General features: G+C 65.7%; 15 protein-coding genes. All 15 read left to right on the top strand.

The genetic code is table 11. The features are described 5' to 3' along the window. Positions 1-173: 173 nt before the first annotated feature. The 15 genes from BST17_RS12725 to BST17_RS12655 all read left to right on the top strand — a co-directional run bounded on the left by BST17_RS12725 (position 174) and on the right by BST17_RS12655 (position 17,778). Positions 174-1,133 carry a bifunctional MaoC family dehydratase N-terminal/OB-fold nucleic acid binding domain-containing protein gene (locus BST17_RS12725; RefSeq protein WP_083058689.1) on the top strand — a complete coding sequence of 320 codons (960 nt, stop codon included), beginning with the start codon at positions 174-176 and terminating at the stop codon, positions 1,131-1,133. Next, positions 1,115-1,537, top strand: coding sequence for a MaoC family dehydratase (locus tag BST17_RS12720; RefSeq protein WP_083058375.1), 423 nt, complete (start codon positions 1,115-1,117; stop codon positions 1,535-1,537). The genes BST17_RS12725 and BST17_RS12720 overlap by 19 nt, the downstream gene beginning before the upstream one ends. After that, entirely contained in the window at positions 1,534-2,712 is a 1,179-nt protein-coding gene (locus BST17_RS12715) for a 17-hydroxy-3-oxo-4-pregnene-20-carboxyl-CoA lyase (protein ID WP_083058374.1), read from the top strand. The genes BST17_RS12720 and BST17_RS12715 overlap by 4 nt, the downstream gene beginning before the upstream one ends. A 44-nt stretch (positions 2,713-2,756) precedes the next feature. Continuing rightward, entirely contained in the window at positions 2,757-3,857 is a 1,101-nt protein-coding gene (locus BST17_RS12710) for a hypothetical protein (RefSeq protein WP_083058372.1), read from the top strand. Between the two features lie 6 nt (positions 3,858-3,863). Beyond that, on the top strand, positions 3,864-4,625 hold the full coding sequence (locus BST17_RS12705; RefSeq protein ID WP_083058371.1) for a PE domain-containing protein: 762 nt from the start codon (positions 3,864-3,866) through the stop codon (positions 4,623-4,625). Positions 4,626-5,531: 906 nt separating this feature from the next. Beyond that, positions 5,532-6,473 carry a glycosyltransferase gene (locus BST17_RS12700; protein ID WP_165762272.1) on the top strand — a complete coding sequence of 314 codons (942 nt, stop codon included), beginning with the start codon at positions 5,532-5,534 and terminating at the stop codon, positions 6,471-6,473. A gap of 442 nt (positions 6,474-6,915) precedes the next feature. Further along, complete coding sequence (locus BST17_RS12695; protein WP_407937746.1) at positions 6,916-7,716, top strand: LuxR C-terminal-related transcriptional regulator; 801 nt, start codon at positions 6,916-6,918, stop codon at positions 7,714-7,716. Between the two features lie 152 nt (positions 7,717-7,868). Then, the gene (locus BST17_RS12690) at positions 7,869-8,630 is read left to right on the top strand and encodes a LuxR C-terminal-related transcriptional regulator (RefSeq protein WP_234807665.1); all 762 of its coding nucleotides are present in this window, start codon (positions 7,869-7,871) and stop codon (positions 8,628-8,630) included. A gap of 204 nt (positions 8,631-8,834) precedes the next feature. Beyond that, positions 8,835-10,622 (top strand): glutamine--fructose-6-phosphate transaminase (isomerizing), encoded by a 1,788-nt coding sequence (gene glmS / locus BST17_RS12685; protein WP_083058364.1) that lies wholly within the window; start codon positions 8,835-8,837, stop codon positions 10,620-10,622. Between the two features lie 47 nt (positions 10,623-10,669). Next, positions 10,670-12,241 (top strand): AMP-binding protein, encoded by a 1,572-nt coding sequence (locus tag BST17_RS12680; RefSeq protein ID WP_234807664.1) that lies wholly within the window; start codon positions 10,670-10,672, stop codon positions 12,239-12,241. After that, a complete protein-coding gene (locus BST17_RS12675) occupies positions 12,238-12,459 on the top strand; it encodes an acyl carrier protein (RefSeq protein ID WP_083058361.1) in 222 nt (73 codons plus the stop codon). Before BST17_RS12680 ends, BST17_RS12675 begins: the two co-directional genes overlap by 4 nt. Before the next feature lie 11 nt (positions 12,460-12,470). Next, positions 12,471-13,886, top strand: a complete 1,416-nt coding sequence (locus tag BST17_RS12670; protein ID WP_234807663.1) for a flavin monoamine oxidase family protein — start codon at positions 12,471-12,473, stop codon at positions 13,884-13,886. A gap of 9 nt (positions 13,887-13,895) precedes the next feature. Continuing rightward, complete coding sequence (locus tag BST17_RS12665; RefSeq protein ID WP_083058357.1) at positions 13,896-14,882, top strand: NAD-dependent epimerase/dehydratase family protein; 987 nt, start codon at positions 13,896-13,898, stop codon at positions 14,880-14,882. Then, on the top strand, positions 14,882-16,321 hold the full coding sequence (locus tag BST17_RS12660; protein ID WP_083058356.1) for a P-loop NTPase family protein: 1,440 nt from the start codon (positions 14,882-14,884) through the stop codon (positions 16,319-16,321). The genes BST17_RS12665 and BST17_RS12660 overlap by 1 nt, the downstream gene beginning before the upstream one ends. Continuing rightward, on the top strand, positions 16,318-17,778 hold the full coding sequence (locus BST17_RS12655; protein ID WP_083058354.1) for an O-antigen ligase family protein: 1,461 nt from the start codon (positions 16,318-16,320) through the stop codon (positions 17,776-17,778). The genes BST17_RS12660 and BST17_RS12655 overlap by 4 nt, the downstream gene beginning before the upstream one ends. Positions 17,779-17,801 lie beyond the last annotated feature (23 nt).

Here is a 17,801-nt window from a genome sequence, read left to right as displayed (position 1 = left end):
AGCGCTTGCGCGAAGAACAGAGGGCGCAGATGAGCGCTTGCGCGAAGAACAGAGGGCGCAGATGAGCGCTTGCGCGAAGAACAGAGGGCGCAGATGAGCGCCGAGTCTGAACACGATCGCGTGAATCTGACCGAATCTCACGAACAACTTCACTTTCGACGGAGAGGGTGCAGGTGAGCGAACTCCGTGCCGGCATCGAGCAGATCCTGGCAGGTGGCACGAGCCAACCGACCGTGGCCCGAGATCCGGTGAACCAGCCGATGATCCACCATTGGGTCGACGCGATCGGTGACACGAACCCGATCTACGTCGATGACGACGCCGCGAGGGCCGCGGGACATCCCGGTGTTGTGGCGCCGCCGGCGATGATCCAGGTGTGGACCATGATGGGGCTCGGGCGCACGCGCTCCGACGACGATCCTTTGGGCCGGGCGATGAAGATGTTCGACGACGCGGGATACGTCGGCGTGGTCGCCACCAACTGCGATCAGACCTATCACCGTTACCTGCAGCCCGGTGAGCAGGTCGTGATGAGTGCGGAGATCGTCGGCATCGTCGGACCCAAGCAGACCGCCCTCGGCGAGGGCTACTTCATCAACCAGAAGATCCGCTGGCACGTCGGCGACGAAGAAGTGGCCGATATGGACTGGCGCATCATGAAGTTCCTGCCGGCGGCCAACGCCGCCAAGGCCGAGACAACGGCGATTCCCGAGGATCTCGATCCCGACAAGCTGATGCGGCCGTCGTCCTCGCGCGACACCAAATTCTTCTGGGATGGTGTCAACGCACACGAACTGCGGATCCAGCGCCGCCCGGACGGCACCCTGCAGCACCCGCCGGTGCCCGCGGTGTGGGCCGACAAGGACGACCCTGCCGATTATGTGGTGTCCTCCGGCAAGGGCACGGTGTTCAGCTACGTCGTGCACCACGCGCCGAAGGTCCCCGGGCGCACCCTGCCCTTCGTCATCGCCCTCGTCGAGCTCGAGGAGGGTGTCCGGATGCTCGGTGAGTTGCGCGGCGTCGACGCCGCGCAGGTGAAGATCGGGATGCCGGTCAGCGCAACGTATATCGACTTCGCCGACAGCGAGGTCAGTCCGGCCTGGACCTTGTACGCATGGGAGCCGCAAGCATGACCGTCACCGCGTCCGATGTGCGCGTCGGCACGACGCTGCCAGAGCTGAAGATCTACGGTGACCCGACGTTCATCGTCTCCACCGCCATCGCCACCCGCGACTACCAGGATGTCCACCACGATCGGGACAAGGCGCAGGCCAAGGGATCCAAGGACATCTTCGTCAACATCCTCACCGATACCGGGCTGGTCGGGCGCTACGTCACCGACTGGGCCGGGCCGAACGCGTTGGTCAGGTCGATCAAACTGCGCCTCGGGGTGCCCTGGTATGCCTATGACACCATCACGTTCAGCGGTGAGGTCACCGAGATCGACGGTGACCTGGTGACCCTGAAAGTGGTGGGTGCCAACAGTCTCGGCAATCACGTCATCGCCACCTCGACGCTCACCCTGGGGGACAAATGACGCTCTCCGGTAAGGCCGGTCTGTCCGGAAAGGCGGCGATCGCCGGTATCGGCGCCACCGACTTTTCCAAGAACTCCGGCCGCAGCGAGCTGCGGTTGGCCGCCGAGGCGGTACTGGATGCACTCGACGACGCCGGGCTGTCCCCGTCGGACGTCGACGGCCTGGTCACGTTCACCATGGACTCCAACCTGGAGACCGCCGTCGCCCGCTCGACCGGGATCGGTGACCTCAAGTTCTTCAGCCAGATCGGTTACGGCGGTGGCGCCGCGGCGGCGACGGTGCAGCAGGCCGCGCTGGCCGTCGCGACCGGTGTCGCCGAGGTCGTGGTGGCCTACCGGGCCTTCAACGAGCGCTCGGAGTTCCGGTTCGGTCAGGTGATGAGCGGGCTCACCGTCAACGCCGATTCCCGCGGGGTGGAGTACAGCTGGTCATACCCGCACGGGTTGAGCACCCCGGCCGCATCGGTGGCCATGATCGCCCAGCGCTACATGCACGAATACGGTGCCACCAGTGCCGATTTCGGTGCGGTGTCGGTTGCCGACCGCAAGCACGCCGCCACCAACCCCAAGGCCTTCTTCTACGGCAAGCCGATCACCATCGAGGATCACCAGAATTCCCGGTGGATCGCCGAGCCGCTGCGCCTGCTGGACTGCTGCCAGGAGAGTGACGGCGGGGTGGCCATCGTGGTCACCACCCCGGAGCGGGCGAAGGACCTCAAGCACCGGCCGGCGATCATCGAGGCCGCCGCCCAGGGCGCAGGGACCGACCAGTTCACCATGTATTCGTACTACCGCGACGAGCTCGGACTGCCCGAGATGGGTCTGGTCGGCCGCCAGCTGTGGGAGCAGAGCGGGTTGTCGCCCGAGGACATCCAGACCGCGATCCTGTATGACCATTTCACCCCGTACACGCTCATCCAGCTCGAGGAGCTCGGCTTCTGCGGCAAGGGTGAGGCCAAGGACTTCATCGCCGGTGGGGCCATCGAGATCGGCGGGCGGCTGCCCATCAACACTCACGGCGGTCAGCTCGGCGAGGCCTACATCCACGGGATGAACGGCATCGCCGAAGGGGTGCGCCAGCTGCGGGGGACATCGGTCAACCAGGTCGGCAATGTCGAGCATGTGCTGGTCACGGCCGGTACGGGGGTGCCGACCTCGGGCCTGATCCTGGGCTGATTTTACTGTGCCGACGCTATCGGGGGCACGGTAACCTCGAGGCCATGGGGATCCAGCCTGATGTGAGCCCATACGGGGGGCAGACGGTCACCGGCCCGGCCTGGCCGAACGTCGACGAGAACGCGCTGGCCGCGGCCGCGGCGCAGTACGAGGCGCTGGCCGCGAAGATCGGCGGCACCGTCGTGCCGCAACAGCAGGGGCAGTTGACGAAGTTGACCGGCGAGTGGGAGGGCGGCGCATCGCTGGCCGCGGCCGGCGAGGCCAGCACCATCATCGGCGGGCATGAGGCCAACGCCGCGCAGGCCGCGGCGATCGCGGCGAAGCTGCGCACCATGGAGGCCGCGGTCATCCAGACCAAGACGATGGCGAACATCGTCGCCCAGGAGACTCAGGCCGAATGCATGGCGATCCAGTCTATGCCGTTCAGCAACACCCAGGAACTGGTGCAGAGCCGGATCATGCTGGGGCTGTCGCAGAACACCGCGACCGTCACGGCCAATGCATCGTCGATGGCCAACACCATCGGCGCTCCGGCCAGCACCCCGTCGCCGGGCGCGCCCGCGGTCGGCGCGCAGCAGATCTCCCAGGCCGATCCCGGCCAGGCCATGCAGATGATGGGTCAGCTGGCCGGTCTGGTCGGACAACTACCCCAGATGCTCGGTCAGGCGATGGGCCAGGTGACCCAGGCTCCCCAGCAATTGATGCAGACCGTCGGGCAGCCGTTGCAGCAGCTCACCTCGATGCTCGGTGGCGGCAGCGGCAGCGGCGGCGGCATGGGTGCCGCTGGCGTGTCACCGTTCTCGGCCTTTTCGAACCACCCGCTGGCCGGTGGCGGCGGTGCCGCTGCCGGTGCCGGGATGATGCGCGCGGCATCGCTGCCCGGTGGTGCCGGCGGGTCGGCGCAGTCGCCGTTGATGGCGAGCCTGGTCGGAACCCCGCCGGTATCGGTGGCGCCCTCGGGCGCCAACGCCGGGACCGGGGCCGTCGGCGGATTGGCGCCGGTGGCCGCCGGCGGCGGGATGGGCGGTATGGGCGCGCCGATGATGGGGCAGCGGGGCGCCAGCGGTGGCACCAAAACCGGTCTGGCGCTACCCGAATCGCTGGACTATGACCTGGCCGAAGACGATGTCGACGACGATTGGTGAGCCGCGATGAGCAGCCCGTTACGCAAACCTGAAGGCATCAGCTGGAACGCCGCATCGGTGGAGCTGCCACCGATGCCGGTGATTCCGCCGGGTGCGGACGCCATGAGCATGACGATCGCCGCGGTGCTCCCCACCCTGGAAGCCTCGATGACGGCCAACGTGACAACGCTTGCGGCCAAGGAGAACACGTTCTCCGGCAAGGTCGGCGCAGCACAGGCCGCCTACAACACCGGGGATGAGTCCGGCGGGCAGTCCGTGGGGCAGGTGGGCGGCATGCTCGGTCAGCTCACCGGGCAGCTCGGACAGCTCGCGCAGATGCCCCAGCAGGCGGCGAGCAGCCTCGGCGGAGGCGGTGGCCAGGGCGGTGGCGGAGGTGGCTTCGGCCAACTGATGCAGCAGGCGATGCAGGCTGCTCAGGGAGCCGTCCAGCAGGGCACTCAGGCCGCCCAGCAGAATCAGCAGCCCGGCGGTCCCGCCGGCGCTGCGCCGCCCGGTGTACCGGGTGCGCCGACACCGGAACAGCGTGAGGCGCAACAGAATCAGCGTGACGCGCAGCAGGACGAGCGGGAAGTGCAGCAGAACGACCGGCAGGCCGGTCAGGACGCCCGCGAGCAGCAGCAGGATCAGCGTGAGGCCCAGCTGGATTCGCGTGACTCGGCCGCGGCCGGGCCGAGCACCGGCGGATCGACCGCGGGCCCGGCGCCGATCGGACCGCACGGCCCGTCCCGGCCGACCACCGGCGGCGAGGACCTGTCCCGGCAGGTCTAGGCCGGTAACTGTTGGAAAGCCGGGTCGGGTGACGGCGTCTTCGTATGACGCATTGCCGAGTCGGCTCGACGGCAACGGTCTTTGCCATAAGCGAATCCGTGAACTGTAGAACCGCGTGAGCCAGGTCCCGTCGTGTAGATCCACGGCTCGCTTTGTACGAATCATTGCCTAATTGGACGCGAGCGTCCGAACGTGGCTGGTCTGACGGGCACCGCGTCTGTGTCGACCTGAGGCTCGTTCGCCACAGATGCCTGTACGGGTGCAAAGAACCCTTGCAACCTTGTCGTGGGAAGTAGCGTCCGAGCTTTATTGACCGCTCCAGACCTTGGTGACCGAGATCGGTTTGAGACCGCGGGATTTCCGTATCGACCGGACGACCCATAGGGTCCGCGGATTTCAGGCGCGATGCGGAATGAGCTTGTCCTGCAAGGGCCAATCCAGACGGTGCGCTCGAAGGGGGTGAGCTGCACGGAATCGATGGATCCTGAGCCGTCGGACTTTTAGTTGCTTTCCGTGCGGATACTCGGGTGATTTGCTCCTGCATTGAACGTTCACTACGCCCTCGGTGGACTTTGCGGCCTGAGGGATTGGATCCTCTGGCGGCGGAAAATTGGATCCGAAGATCTATATACCGGCTTCGTCGACAGATCGATAGTGATCTCATATGCGATTTGTGCACGGTGAGGGGGCTCGATGGATTCGATAAACGCTACGGCATCAAGGAGGGCCCGCTGGCGGAATGAGCATGGCGCCGTTGATTGGTCCGTCGAAACCGGGCTTCCCAGATCAACATCCTTGAGGCGTGACGTTCATGTGAACGGAAAGTGGATGGCAAAAGGCAGATCCGAGGCTGGTCGTTACGCCGCTGGAATGTTGCGCGCGCTAGCATCAACAGGCTGGTGCAATGTGGTTCTGCATGCTCCTGCCGACGCGGATGACAATGTCTCCGGTTGGCCCGACTGCCAAAATATCGAGGTCCGAACATCCAGATTCTCCGGCACAAGCTTCGAGCAGGTCTATCTCCCCGCAGTCACGGCGGGCAAGGTGCTTTTGAACTTCGAGGGCACAGCGCCGATCTTTAAGCGCAAGCAGGTGGTGACCATGCACGACGCCGTTCCGTTCCGCCGTCCGGCTGGCTTCAGCTGGCGCTACTTGTTGCTGCATTCGCTGGCCTACCGGTGGATCGCCAGGACCGCCCACGGTCTGGTCGCTGAGACCATCTACACAGCACATGAACTCGCTGATGTACTCAAGGTTGATATCAACCGATTCATTGTTGCCGAGGGTGCCGCCGATTGGCTGAACGAGGTGGAACCTCTTCGGCCCGACCTACCGGTGTGGGGTGACCACTACTTGGTGATCGGCAGCGGGTCGCCACACGAGAGCATCGGTGCCGCGGCGGCGGCTATGGCGAACTCTGGTCGCCGGGTGGTGATCATCGGAATGCGAAGGTCGGATCCCACTCCGCATCAATCTGTGGTGTATGCCGAACAGGTGACGGATGCGGAACTGATCTGGCTCTACCAGCGCAGCTCGGCTCTCGTCTTAACTGCAAACTACGCGGGCTCAGCGCTCGCAGCAATCGAGGCCCAGGCGCTGGGCTGCCCAGTGGTAGCGACGGATTCCGGTGCTCATGCTGAAGTTTGCCGAGATGCTGCGCTCTACTTCGACCCGCATGATCCTGACACGTTGACAGCGCAATTGGACCGACTCGACTCGGAGACCGGCCTCGCCGCGGACCTGCGACGTCGGGGTCTTTCGAATGCGAGCCGCTACTCATGGGTCGACTCGATACGCAAGGTCACCGAACGAATGAATCTTCCACATTGCCCGGTAAAGATTTGCTGAAAGGGAGAGAATGCTCGAACGCGATCAGAAATGCTTCGAAACAAGTGGCGCCACATATTTTTGCCTCATCAATATAAACAATCCAATCATGGAGCACCAAGCCTTGAGGGGCCCAGATGCGAGTTCGCTGAAATCGAAGAGTGGGTTGCACACCGCACCGCCATAACTTACAGTCGGCGATAGCTGCGTAGCCCGGGACCCTGGTTGCGCCGGCTCGGGACAAGCTCTGGCTGCCTCGAGTGCCGGCGGCTTGGATGAAGCGGGCAATTGAGGGCACTGTCGGAAGGCGCCCGTAAGCACTCTCGCTCAACAACCCGGCGAATCACTCTGGGATTAGGAGCGGGTAACAGTACAGCGAAGTGCGTGTTTTGCCATATTCACTACGCAGGGGGGGCGAAGATGAAGGCATATGAACCGCCGGTATGTGGACAGGGTGGGAATCGTGACTGCTTCTGACGAGGGCAGCAAACCATTCCAGGTGGCGTCCGCCCTCCAGTCGCATCAGTTCTGGCCTCTGGGCGATTTGCACCGACGACCTAGTTCGCTTAGAGGAGTCGAGCGGCACAGGGAAGGTGTCGACGAAGTCGGCTTGCTCTGCGGCGCAAGGATTTTGATCGTCGATGACTGCAAGCTGTATCGCGACTATCTTGTCGCCTTGATCACCTCAGAGGGGTCGGTGACGCCAGGAGTAGCCTGGGACTGGGCCTCCCTGGTGGCCGCCGTCGAAATGAGCACGCCGACAGTCATTCTGGTGAACATGCGAACCCGGGACAGCGCGATGCTGTTGCGGCAGGCCCTGCAGTTGAGCCCGAGTTCCCGGGTGGTGGTGCTGGGCGTGTCCGGCGACGACGAATCGGAGATCGTCGGGTGCGCAGAGGCGGGCGTGGCGGGTTATCACCTGCGTTCGGAGACCCTCGACGACTTGATCATGGCGATCCAGAAGGTTGGGGCGGGGGGATTCCTTTGTTCGCCAGCAGTTTCGGCGATCCTGCTGAACCGGATCTCATCGTTGGCCGCCCAGCGGCAGCCGGCCAAAGGCCTGGTGCTGACGACCCGCGAGGTTCAGATCCTGCGGATGCTGGAAGCGGGCCTTTCGAATCGGGAGATCGCAGACCAGCTCTGTATCGCGGTCCACACGGTCAAGAACCACGTACACAGCCTCTTGACCAAGCTCGGGGTCACCTCGCGGGCACAGGCGGCGGCCTTGGCGCGCACCATCTTGCCCGCAGAGAACTCCTTGTAACCGGAACCTCGGGGATCTGGTGATCCAGTCCGAATTTCGCTCCATCGGTCCATGTACCAATCGCTGTCCTGCCCCGATAGTGAAGGCATGTCATACGGTGCAGCTCCGGTCCATCGACCAGCCGGACCTGTGAGCGCGTGAATCCCGGCGTAATGGATGACGGGTGGTCGACCGGCAACGGCCGGCCCCCGACCGAACTGCATTCCGTCGGGGGGCGGCGCGAAGAGCCGGCCGGCCCCGATGACGCTGGCCTCCTGCGCGACCTGCGGATCCTGATCCTCAACGACTGCGCCATGTTCCGCGATTACCTGGTCGCGGTACTCGCGTCCTACGGAGCGGAATCCCCGGGTGTGGCGTGGGACCTGGTATCGCTGATCGCGGGCTTCGCGACCACCCAGCCTCGAATTATTCTCCTGGACAGCAGGACACGCGACAGCGCGATGCTGCTCAGACAGGCGATGAAGCTGAGTCCGCATGTGCGGCTTGTGGTTCTCGGCGTGTCCGAGGACGACGAAGCCGAGATCGTTACGTACGCCGAGGCTGGTGTGGCGGGCTACCACCTGCGCAGTGAGTCGCTCGAGGACCTGCTTGTGTTGATACACAAGGTTGCTGCCGGGGGGGCGCTGTGTTCGCCAAGAGTATCGGCAATTCTGCTCCGTAGACTGTCCTCGCTGGCGTCACAGGGCCGTTCTGCAACCAAGGAACTGGTCCTCACTTCCCGTGAGATCCAGATCTTGCGGATGCTGGAGATGGGCCTCACCAACCGTGACATCGCCGAGCAGCTCCGAATTGCCGTTCATACCGTCAAGAACCACGTCCACAGCCTGCTGACCAAGCTCGGCGTGAGCACGCGCGCCCAGGCGGCGGCACGTGCCCGCGCCATCCTTCGACCCCAAGGTCCCCCGGGGAACTAGTCCTGGAACCGGGCGGAGGTTCAGTTCGAAAATCGCTCGGATGGTCCATGTACCAATGGCTCCGGTTCGCCGATAGTGATGTGGTGCTTCGGGGTTTACTCAGGACTATTCGGGAGGGTCGCTGGTGGTCAACATGACGATGCAGCCGACTGAATCCGAATTCGCGCCAATGCCTTTCACGGGCCCACATTTTGGGCACCGTTGATGTGCGGCATCATCGCGTGCCGGACGGACCGGCCGGCGGTCGACTACCTACGGGTGGGGCTGCGCCGACTCGAGTACCGCGGATACGACTCCGTCGGGGTGGCGCTGCGGACGGTCTCCGGTGATATCGCCCGCCTGCGCACCACCGGGCGGATCGGTACCTTGGAGAATCTGCTGGACGGGTGGTCCGGTGCCAAATTCGACGGCATGGGGATCGGGCATACGCGTTGGGCGACCCATGGTGCGGTGACCGAAAAGAACGCGCACCCACATACCGATTGCACCGGCCAGCTGAACCTGGTGCACAACGGAATTATCGTGAACGCAGTCGAACTGCGTGCCGAACTCATGGCCGCCGGACACCGATTTGCCACCACGGTCGACAGCGAGGTCCTCGTGCACCTGATCGAGGACGAGCGCCGGCGCTGCGAGGACATCCTGCACGCAGTGCAGAATGCGCTGAGCAGGGCCCGCGGATCGTGGGCGCTCGCAGTGCTGGAGCAGCAGACGAGCCGAATCGTGGTTGCGTCCCTGGACTCTCCATTGTTGTTGGCGCACACCAGCCATGGTGATTTCGCCGCCAGTGATATCACGGCGATCGCCGACTGGACCGATGAATTCCGGGCGCTGGGCTCGGGCGATGTCGTGGAACTGACCAGCCGTGACAGGTGGCACCGCGGCGGCGTCAGCGTGGCGCCGCCGGCGCTCACTCGGCATCAATGCCGGAGCAGTGATGCCGAACTGGGTGCCTACACGGACTACATGGCCAAAGAGATCGACGAGCAGCCGGAAGCGGCGGCCCGGGTGATCGATCAACTCGCCGAAGGGATCACGACCGGCGAGGCATGGAACCAGCTAGGGCTACCGCCTTTCGAGCGTCTGCGCGTGCTCGGCTGCGGCACGTCGCTGAACGCCGGAAGTGTCATCGCGAACCTGGCGCGCGGACTCGGCAGGATCCCGGTGACCGCCACCGTGGCGAGCGAGGCCGCCACCGATGTCCCGGAGCCCGGGCAGCTGTGCCTGGCGCTGAGCCAGTCCGGCGAGACCGCCGACGTGCTCCGAGCGATCGACACGTCGGGCATGGGCGATTCGACGCTGCTCGCCCTCACCAACAACCCGTACTCCACGCTGGCCCGGCATGCGGACGCGGTGGTGGGATTCCCGGCCGGTCCGGAGATCGGGGTGGCCGCCACCAAGACGTTCATCTGCCAGATCATCGCCGGTTCAGCGCTGATGCTCTCGGCGCTGGTGGCGATGAACCGGCTGTCGCCGGAGGTGGCCGGACGATTGGCCGACGACCTGCGACGGCTACCGGAGCAGCTCGCTGCCGCCGGTGCGGTGGCCAAATGCGCCGTACCGTCGGTCGTCGAAGAAGTGCTCACCGCTTCGGGTTTCATCTTCATCGCGCGCGGTGCCGGCCTGCCCTACGCGGCCGAAGGCGCCTTGAAGCTCAAGGAGCTGACCTATCGGTGGGCCGAACATTACCCGGCGGGCGAGCTCAAGCACGGACCGCTGGCCTTGGTCGAAACCGGCACTCCGGTCGTGGTCGTGGACAACGGTGATCCCAAGCTGGCGGCCAACATCGCCGAGGTGGAGGTTCGCGGTGGCCGGGTGATCACGATCGGATCCGCGGGGAGCACGGTACCGGTCGTCCTGGGACCGGTCGCGCCGTGGGGACCCATCGCAGCGACCATACCGCTGCAGGTATTGGCCCGTACGACGGCACTCGCGCTCGGGCGCGATGTGGACAAGCCCAGGAACCTTGCCAAATCGGTCACCGTCGAGTGACTGCGAACGATCGGCACACGGTGAGCATTCAGATGGGAGCACGAGAGATGAGCGATATTGCGGCGTTGGACGCGAGCGAGCCGGGAGTCCTTCTCGACCGAAATCCGTTCTCGCCCAGTGTCGGCTGCGCTGACGACGTCATGGACGACTTCGCTGCGATCGTGCGAGCGCTACCGGACCATGCCGCTCTGCTGCACAACGGCACCAACGTGAGCTATCGCGAGCTCGCGCAGAGCATCGGCCGTCACGCATTGCGCCACCGCGCTCTCGGATCGGCTGTGGACGCGCCGTCGCGGCTGATCGGGACGATGGTGTCGCATTCGCCCGCGGTGGTCGAGGAACTGTTCGGCATCCTGGGAGCGGGGGCGGCTTTCTGTCCGATCGACTCGGGACTTCCGGTCGCCAGGCAACAGCAGCTCGCCGAGGTGATCGGGCTGGACCGGGTGTTCACCTCCTGGGACGAGGCGCCCGTAGCAGACGATTGCGCGGGAGCGGCCGAACCGGCCCCGCCACGGTGGCAGCCGGAGGATCCGGCGTATGTGTTGTGCACGTCGGGCTCGACCGGTCGGCCCAAGCCGGTGGTGGTGTCGCGCAGCGCCCTTGCGGTGACGGTGCGCGCGTTGCTGAACCTGTTCGCGCTCAGCCCCGGTGACCGCGTCCTGCAGTTCGCGTCGCTGGGCTGGGACACCTGCCTGGAGGAGATCCTGCCGGCTCTGACCGCAGGTGCGACAGTGGTCTTCGACGACGCGGCCCACTCCCATTCGTTCCCGCGGTTCGTCCGCATGCTGGCCGAGCGGGAGGTGACGGTCCTCGATCTGCCGACGGCGTTCTGGCACGAACTGGTGCTCTTCCTGCACGAGGAACACGTGGCGCTACCCGAGAGCGTGCGGCTGGTGGTGATCGGCGGCGAGCGGATCGACCGAACCCGATTGGCGCAGTGGCGCGATCACGCCACCGGCCACATCCGGTTGCTCAACACCTACGGATGCACCGAGACGACAATGGTGACCCATGCGGTGCAGCTGAGCGGGCCCGGCACCGAACCTGCCGTCTCCGACGGCAAGGCGGAGTCTCCACTCGGTCGTGCACTCCACCATGTGCGCGATCACGTCACCGACGAGGGCGAGCTTCTGGTGTCGGGGCCCGCGCTGGCCGACGGCTACCTGGGGTTGCCGGAACGCACCGCGGCGGAATTCCCGATGATCGATCACGGCGGCGGTCCGGTGCGCTGGTTCCGTACCGGCGATATCGTCACCCGCGACGAGAACGGTCTGCTCTACCCGCGCGGTCGCGCCGACGAACAGGTGAAAGTTCTCGGGGTACGGGTCCATCCGGCCGAGGTTGAAACGCATCTGAGTGCGCATCCGGCGGTGCGGGGCGCCGTCGTGATCGGCGAACGGTCACTCGGCCGCACGACACTGGCGGCCTACGTCGTGCCGGTCGGTGCGGTGACTCCGGGCGAGCTGAAGCGCCATCTCCGGGGTCTGCTGCCCAGCCAGTTCGTGCCCAGCAAGCTGATCTTCGTGCGTGAGCTGAGCTACACGGCCAGCGGAAAAGTCGACCGGGCGGCGACCCAGCGCGCCGCCACCGAGCAGGACACCAGAGGCTCGGGCCGATGAGCGCCGGTCACATCATCCAGATCTTCCGGCGGGTACTCGGTCCGGTGGAGGTGGCTCCGCACTCCGACTTCTTCGAGCTAGGCGGCGACTCCCTGTTGGCCACCCGGGTGCTCAGCGCGATCGCACGGGACTTCGGCACGGAGTTGTCGTGGGATGACTTCATCGAAAACCCCTCGCCCGACGGGTTGTTCGCCAAGCTCACGGCAGCGGTGCGATGAACGGGGAGAGCATGCGTGTCGTGGTTGTCGGGGCCGGCCTTGCGGGGCTCGCCGCCGCCGCCGACCTGGTGGCGGCGGGCGCCGATGTCACCGTGCTGGAGGCGGATGACCGGGTGGGAGGCCGGGTACGCGGCGTCGACATCGCTGACGGTGTGGTCGCCGACGGCGGCGCCGCCTACCTGGGAATCCGGCATACCGAATTGCTTGCTCGGATGCGGGAACAGGGTCTGAATGTGGTCTCCACAGGGATGACGGGGGACAGCACTTTCCTGCTGTCGGACCGTCGGACGACCACTGCGAGCCGAGTGCCACCGCTGGACGCAGTGGCACTCGGCGACCTGTTCGACCGGCTGGAGGAACTCGTCGCGGAGATCCGGCCGGACAAGCCGTGGCTGAGTCCCCGAGCCGAAGAGCTCGACCGGCTGACCGCCGCGCGCTGGCTGGCCGACGAGATCGACAATCCGGATGTGAAGACCTTCTTCCCGCTCTTCATCGGCGAGATGATGGCGGCCGATCCTGCCGCGATCTCCGTGCTGCACATGGCCTTCTACCTGCGCTCCGGCGGTGGCATCCGCTATCTCAACGCGTTCGAGGGTGGGGCCCAGCAGTGGCGGATCGACGGGGGTGCACACCTGCTGTGCCTTTCACTGGCCGATCAGCTCGGAGACCGGGTTCGGTTGGGACAGAGTGTCTGTGCTATCGATCAGACCTCCGCGGAGGTGGAGGTGCAGTGTGCACCGGGAGCCGATGGCACACGACCGAGGTATCGGGCCGACCGGGTCATCGTCGCGCTGCCACCGGCGCTCGCGCAGCGCATTACCTTCCGGCCCGGCCTGCGCAGCCCTCGGGCCACGGCGTCCACCGGCCCCGGATGTGCGGTCAAGGTACACCTGGGCTATCCGGCTCCGATCTGGCGCGAGCAGGGTCTGTCCGGATGGTCGGTGAGTTCGCACGGGCCACTGCTGTCGACCGTCGATGACTCTCCGTCCGACGAATCGGCCGGGGTGCTCACAGGATTCGTCACCGGTTCCGAGGCATCGACGTTCTCGGCGCTGTCGGATCGCGAGCAACAGGATGCCGTGCTGGCCCACGTGGGACGGCTGTTCCCGCAACTGCCACCGCCGGACCGGTGCACGGTGACGGACTGGCTCACCGCGAAGTACAGCAGAGGCTGCTATGCCGCGCTGTTCGGCCCCGGAGATTGGCTGCGGCTCGGGCCCACCCTGACCACCCCGCACGGCCGCGTGCACTGGGCCGGCACCGAAACCAGCATCGAATTCTTCGGGCTGATGGAGGGTGCCATCAGGTCCGGCCACCGTGTCGCCGCCGAATTGGTGCACCGAACCGGACCCGGGGACGCGGCGGCCGGCGTGCTCGTATCCAGCCACGCGAGTGGCGCAGACCTCAACCACAGTTCCGTCGAATAGGAGTAGATCATGCGATATCTGGTGACCGGCGCGTGCGGATTCATCGGCTCCACCCTGGTGGACCGGCTCCTGGCCGAAGGTGACGAAGTGATCGGGATCGACAATCTCAGCACCGGCGTCCCGGCCAACCTCGACCAGGCCCTGCGCTACAACAGGATTCGCCCGGGCAAGTTCACCTTCTTGAAGGCCGACATCCAGGCTACCGAGCTGGCCGGCATCGTCGACGGCGCCAACCCCGACGTCGTCTGCCATCTTGCCGCGCAGGTCGACCTCCGCGCATCGGTGACGGACCCGCAATTCGACGCCCGTGCAAATGTGCTCGGCACGATCAACCTTCTGGAGGCCACTCGGCGCGCGGGTGTGCGGAGGCTGGTCTACGCCGCCTCGGGGGGGTCCCGGTACGGTGCGCCGACCAGCCTGCCGGTCGCCGAATCAGCCCCGCTGAACCCGCTGTCCCCGTATGCAGTCGCCAAGGTTGCCGGCGAAATGTACATCCGCGCCTACGCGAGCATGTACGGTATCGCGCCGATCTGCCTGGGTCTGTCCAATGTGTATGGACCACGCCAGAACCCATTCGGTGAAGCCGGCGTGATCGCCGTCTTCGGCAGCAGGATGATCAGCGGGAAACCCGTCACCGTCTACGGCGACGGCACCGCCACCCGCGACTATGTCTACGTCGACGATGTGGTGGACGCATTCGTGCGTGCCGGTCGTGCCCCCTTGTCGACCGTGGGTACCTACAACATCGGAACGGGACAACAGGCCAGCGTCGCCGAGGTGCACCGCGCCATCGCCGCGGTTCTCGATGACCCAGCTCCGCCGTGCTTCGCCGCGTCCAGGACCGGTGAGCTCCACGAGATCGCCCTGGACGCAACGCAAGCAAGGAACGAACTCGGATGGGAGCCCGCCGTCGATCTCGCCGAAGGGATCGAGCGCACCATGCGGTGGTTGCGCACCACACTGGATCCCGAGCCGGCACTGCTGATGGATGCCTGATGAATCCCATGGTGAGACGCCGCATCGAGCAGATCCGGCAGCGGTGGTGGGTGGTGGTCCTGGTGGCCGGAGCGGCCATGCTGACCGCGGTGCCTGCACTGCTGGTCGCCAAGCCGACGTATGTGGGTACGTCGACCCTCGTGCTGTCCTCACCGGGGCGCAACCCGGTCGACGATGCGACGATGGCCGTCGGGTACGCCAGCCTTTTCAACGAGCCCGAGATGATCACCCGGTTGCGGGCCAACCGGAACATCCCGGACGACGTCACCTTCACCGGCCGGACGGTGGCCGCCAGCCCCATTCTCGTCGTCGAGGCCACGGCCACAGATCCCCAGGTGGCCCAGCGAACTGCGGCCAACATGGCCGAGGCGTTTCGTGACGACATCAACTCGGTCCGCAAGACGGGCTATGACAAGGCGATCAAGAACACCCAGAAACAGCTCGATGTGCTCCTCAGCAAGCCGGGCCCGGACGGCATGATCAATCCGCTGGCGCCCGTGGTACAGCAGAAGCTCGACAGCCTGCGGTCCGACTCGACCAATCAACTCCAGGATCTCCAGCTGCAGGCGGGCGTGACCATGATCGCGCCAAATGCGATGTTCGAAATCGCGTTGCGGGCAGTCGGCGGGTTGCTGCTCGGTGTGCTCGCGTCCATCGGACTGGCCGCCACGTCTACCCGGCTCACGAACTCGAGCGACCTGATGGCCAAGACGGGTATGCAGCCGTTGACCGAGGTGCCCGACGGTGGCTCGATCGAGCTGAACAGGTTGCGCGAGGACCGCTTACGCACCCTGGCCAACATCGTCAGCCTCCAGGATCTGTCCAAATCGATGGTCATTGCCCTGACGGATGCCAGGGGCGCCCGCGGAGCGCGCGATCTCGCGGAGTCGCTGGCCAGATTGTCGGCGCAACAGGGACACCGGACCGTCCTGGTCTACGCCGACAACGATGCATCACAGCACGCCCATGGCGCCGGATTCAACGACGCACTGGTCAACAGCGCGCTGGCCAACAGCATGCTCAAAGACGGCGCGGTCGACTCGCTGAGAGTGCTGGGTGCCGGCCCGGTGGTGGCCGATCGCTACTCGCTGATGAGCCGCGACCGGATCTCGGCGGTGTTCGACGAGCTTCGTGCCGACGCCGACACCATCGTCGTCGCGGCTCCTTCGATCGCGGAGACCATCGATGCGCAATCAATCTGCGCCGTGGCTGATTTCACCATGGTGATCGTCGGCAGGCAGTCCTCGCGGGTGGCCGACGTCACGACCGCGGTGGATGCTCTGGCCGACGCGCGGGCGGCGCTGCTGGGCCTGGTCCTGATCGAGGGGAGGGAGCGCACCGCCCCTGCGCGCTCGTTCTGGCGCCGGGCAGGTGCCGACGAGTCGGCCGACCCGACGAGCGCGGGCCGGGCGCCGATGATCACCTGGCGGTCCGAATGAAGGCTGCGCTCTGGTTCGGGATCGTCGCGGCCATGGCGGCGGTGCTGCTCGTCGGCTCGAAGTCCGGCTTTCTGCTGGCGGCCGGCATCGCAGCGTTGGCCGTCGGGCTGTGCGTCCTGATCAGTCCGGTCTTCGCCGCCATCCTGCTGCTGGTGACGATGTTCATGCGGCTTCCGATCCGATCCGAGATCGCCCTGCCTGTCGAGCTGTTCCTCTTGGTCTTCGCCGCACTGGTGGCCGCGACCGTGCTGTGGATGGATCGGACACCCGGTCGAGTGCGTGGCCTCGGGCCGATCGAGTGGGCGATGGCCGCATACCTGGCGTGCAACGTCTACTCGATGCTCGCCGCACACGAGTACCCCGCTGGTGATCCACTTTTGGGCGTAGATCTGCCGATACCGCGGTTCATCGTAATCGCGGTGGGGATCCCGTTCGCGCTCTATGTGATAGGGCGCTACGTTGTCGACAGCACCTCGGCGGTGCGGGCCGTGCTGTGGGCGGTGCTGGGGACGGCGACCTACTCGGCGGCGGTCAGCATCATGCCGGCCGTGGGGTTGTCCGACCTGGTCTGGCCCCGCTATATCGTGACCGAGATCAGGCCGAGCTGGGCCGGCCGGGCGGTCGGCGTCTTCAACCAACCGGTCGTCAACGGCATGGTCCTCGCGCTGGGATTCGCGATCGCGATGGTACTGCTCAGTCGGCGCTCCGACCCGGGATGGCAGCGGTGCGCGGCGCTTGCCGTCGCGGTGGCCAGCGGTTGCGGGCTGTACCTCACTCACACCCGGGCGGTCTGGCTGGCCGGCGTGGCAGTGCTCATCATCGGTGCAGCCCTGGCCAAGGGATACCGCAAGGGCTTCGTCGCGATCCTGGTGATGTTGGGGGCGACGGTCGCGGTGAACTGGTCGACGTTCACCAGTGCCGATCGCACCGCAGGTGGTGTCGCCTCCGATGTCGAGCTGGAGTCCCGGCTCAACGATATGCAGACCGCGCTGTGGGCCTTCGCACAGAGACCGATCGAGGGATGGGGAATCGGCCGGTTCCAGTCCGTCAATACAATCCACCACCAGCAGTGGGCCTCGGACGTTCCGTGGGCCAGCGGCTTCGGCGAGGTATCGCATCAGAACGAACTGGCCATCCTGGCCGAGCTGGGCATCATCGGGTTGACGGCATGGATCGCGGTGTTGGCGCTCATCGCACACCGACTGTGGCAGGCCTACCGGACGCTGCCGGACCAGGAGCTGTGCGGTAAGCCCTTGGTGGTCATTGCGATGATGGCACTGGCCATCATGCTGTGCGCCGGGATCACGGTGGACCTGCGGTACTTCGACTTCTCCACGGCCACCATCTTCCTGCTCCTCGGCGTTGCCGTCGGCTGGTCCGACCGGCACAACACCGCCTCGGTGCCCAACGGCGACGCCCAGACCGTGCGGGACCGCCAGCTCGAGGTGGTCCGATGAATGGGCGTGCGATCAAGGTGCTG

It is taken from the genome of Mycolicibacterium bacteremicum, assembly GCF_002086115.1.
GTDB classification, from domain to species: Bacteria; Actinomycetota; Actinomycetes; order Mycobacteriales; family Mycobacteriaceae; genus Mycobacterium; species Mycobacterium bacteremicum.
This window is presented reverse-complemented; position numbering and strand designations above follow the sequence as displayed.

Bases quoted from the DNA above. Each gene is read 5' to 3' on its own strand.
- BST17_RS12720 (WP_083058375.1), top strand. From the start codon at position 1,115: ATGGGAGCCGCAAGCATGACCGTCACCGCGTCCGATGTGCGCGTCGGC.
- BST17_RS12715 (WP_083058374.1), top strand. From the start codon at position 1,534: ATGACGCTCTCCGGTAAGGCCGGTCTGTCCGGAAAGGCGGCGATCGCC.
- BST17_RS12710 (WP_083058372.1), top strand. From the start codon at position 2,757: ATGGGGATCCAGCCTGATGTGAGCCCATACGGGGGGCAGACGGTCACC.
- BST17_RS12705 (WP_083058371.1), top strand. From the start codon at position 3,864: ATGAGCAGCCCGTTACGCAAACCTGAAGGCATCAGCTGGAACGCCGCA.
- BST17_RS12690 (WP_234807665.1), top strand. From the start codon at position 7,869: ATGGATGACGGGTGGTCGACCGGCAACGGCCGGCCCCCGACCGAACTG.
- glmS (WP_083058364.1), top strand. From the start codon at position 8,835: ATGTGCGGCATCATCGCGTGCCGGACGGACCGGCCGGCGGTCGACTAC.
- BST17_RS12680 (WP_234807664.1), top strand. From the start codon at position 10,670: ATGAGCGATATTGCGGCGTTGGACGCGAGCGAGCCGGGAGTCCTTCTC.
- BST17_RS12675 (WP_083058361.1), top strand. From the start codon at position 12,238: ATGAGCGCCGGTCACATCATCCAGATCTTCCGGCGGGTACTCGGTCCG.
- BST17_RS12670 (WP_234807663.1), top strand. From the start codon at position 12,471: ATGCGTGTCGTGGTTGTCGGGGCCGGCCTTGCGGGGCTCGCCGCCGCC.
- BST17_RS12665 (WP_083058357.1), top strand. From the start codon at position 13,896: ATGCGATATCTGGTGACCGGCGCGTGCGGATTCATCGGCTCCACCCTG.
- BST17_RS12660 (WP_083058356.1), top strand. From the start codon at position 14,882: ATGAATCCCATGGTGAGACGCCGCATCGAGCAGATCCGGCAGCGGTGG.
- BST17_RS12655 (WP_083058354.1), top strand. From the start codon at position 16,318: ATGAAGGCTGCGCTCTGGTTCGGGATCGTCGCGGCCATGGCGGCGGTG.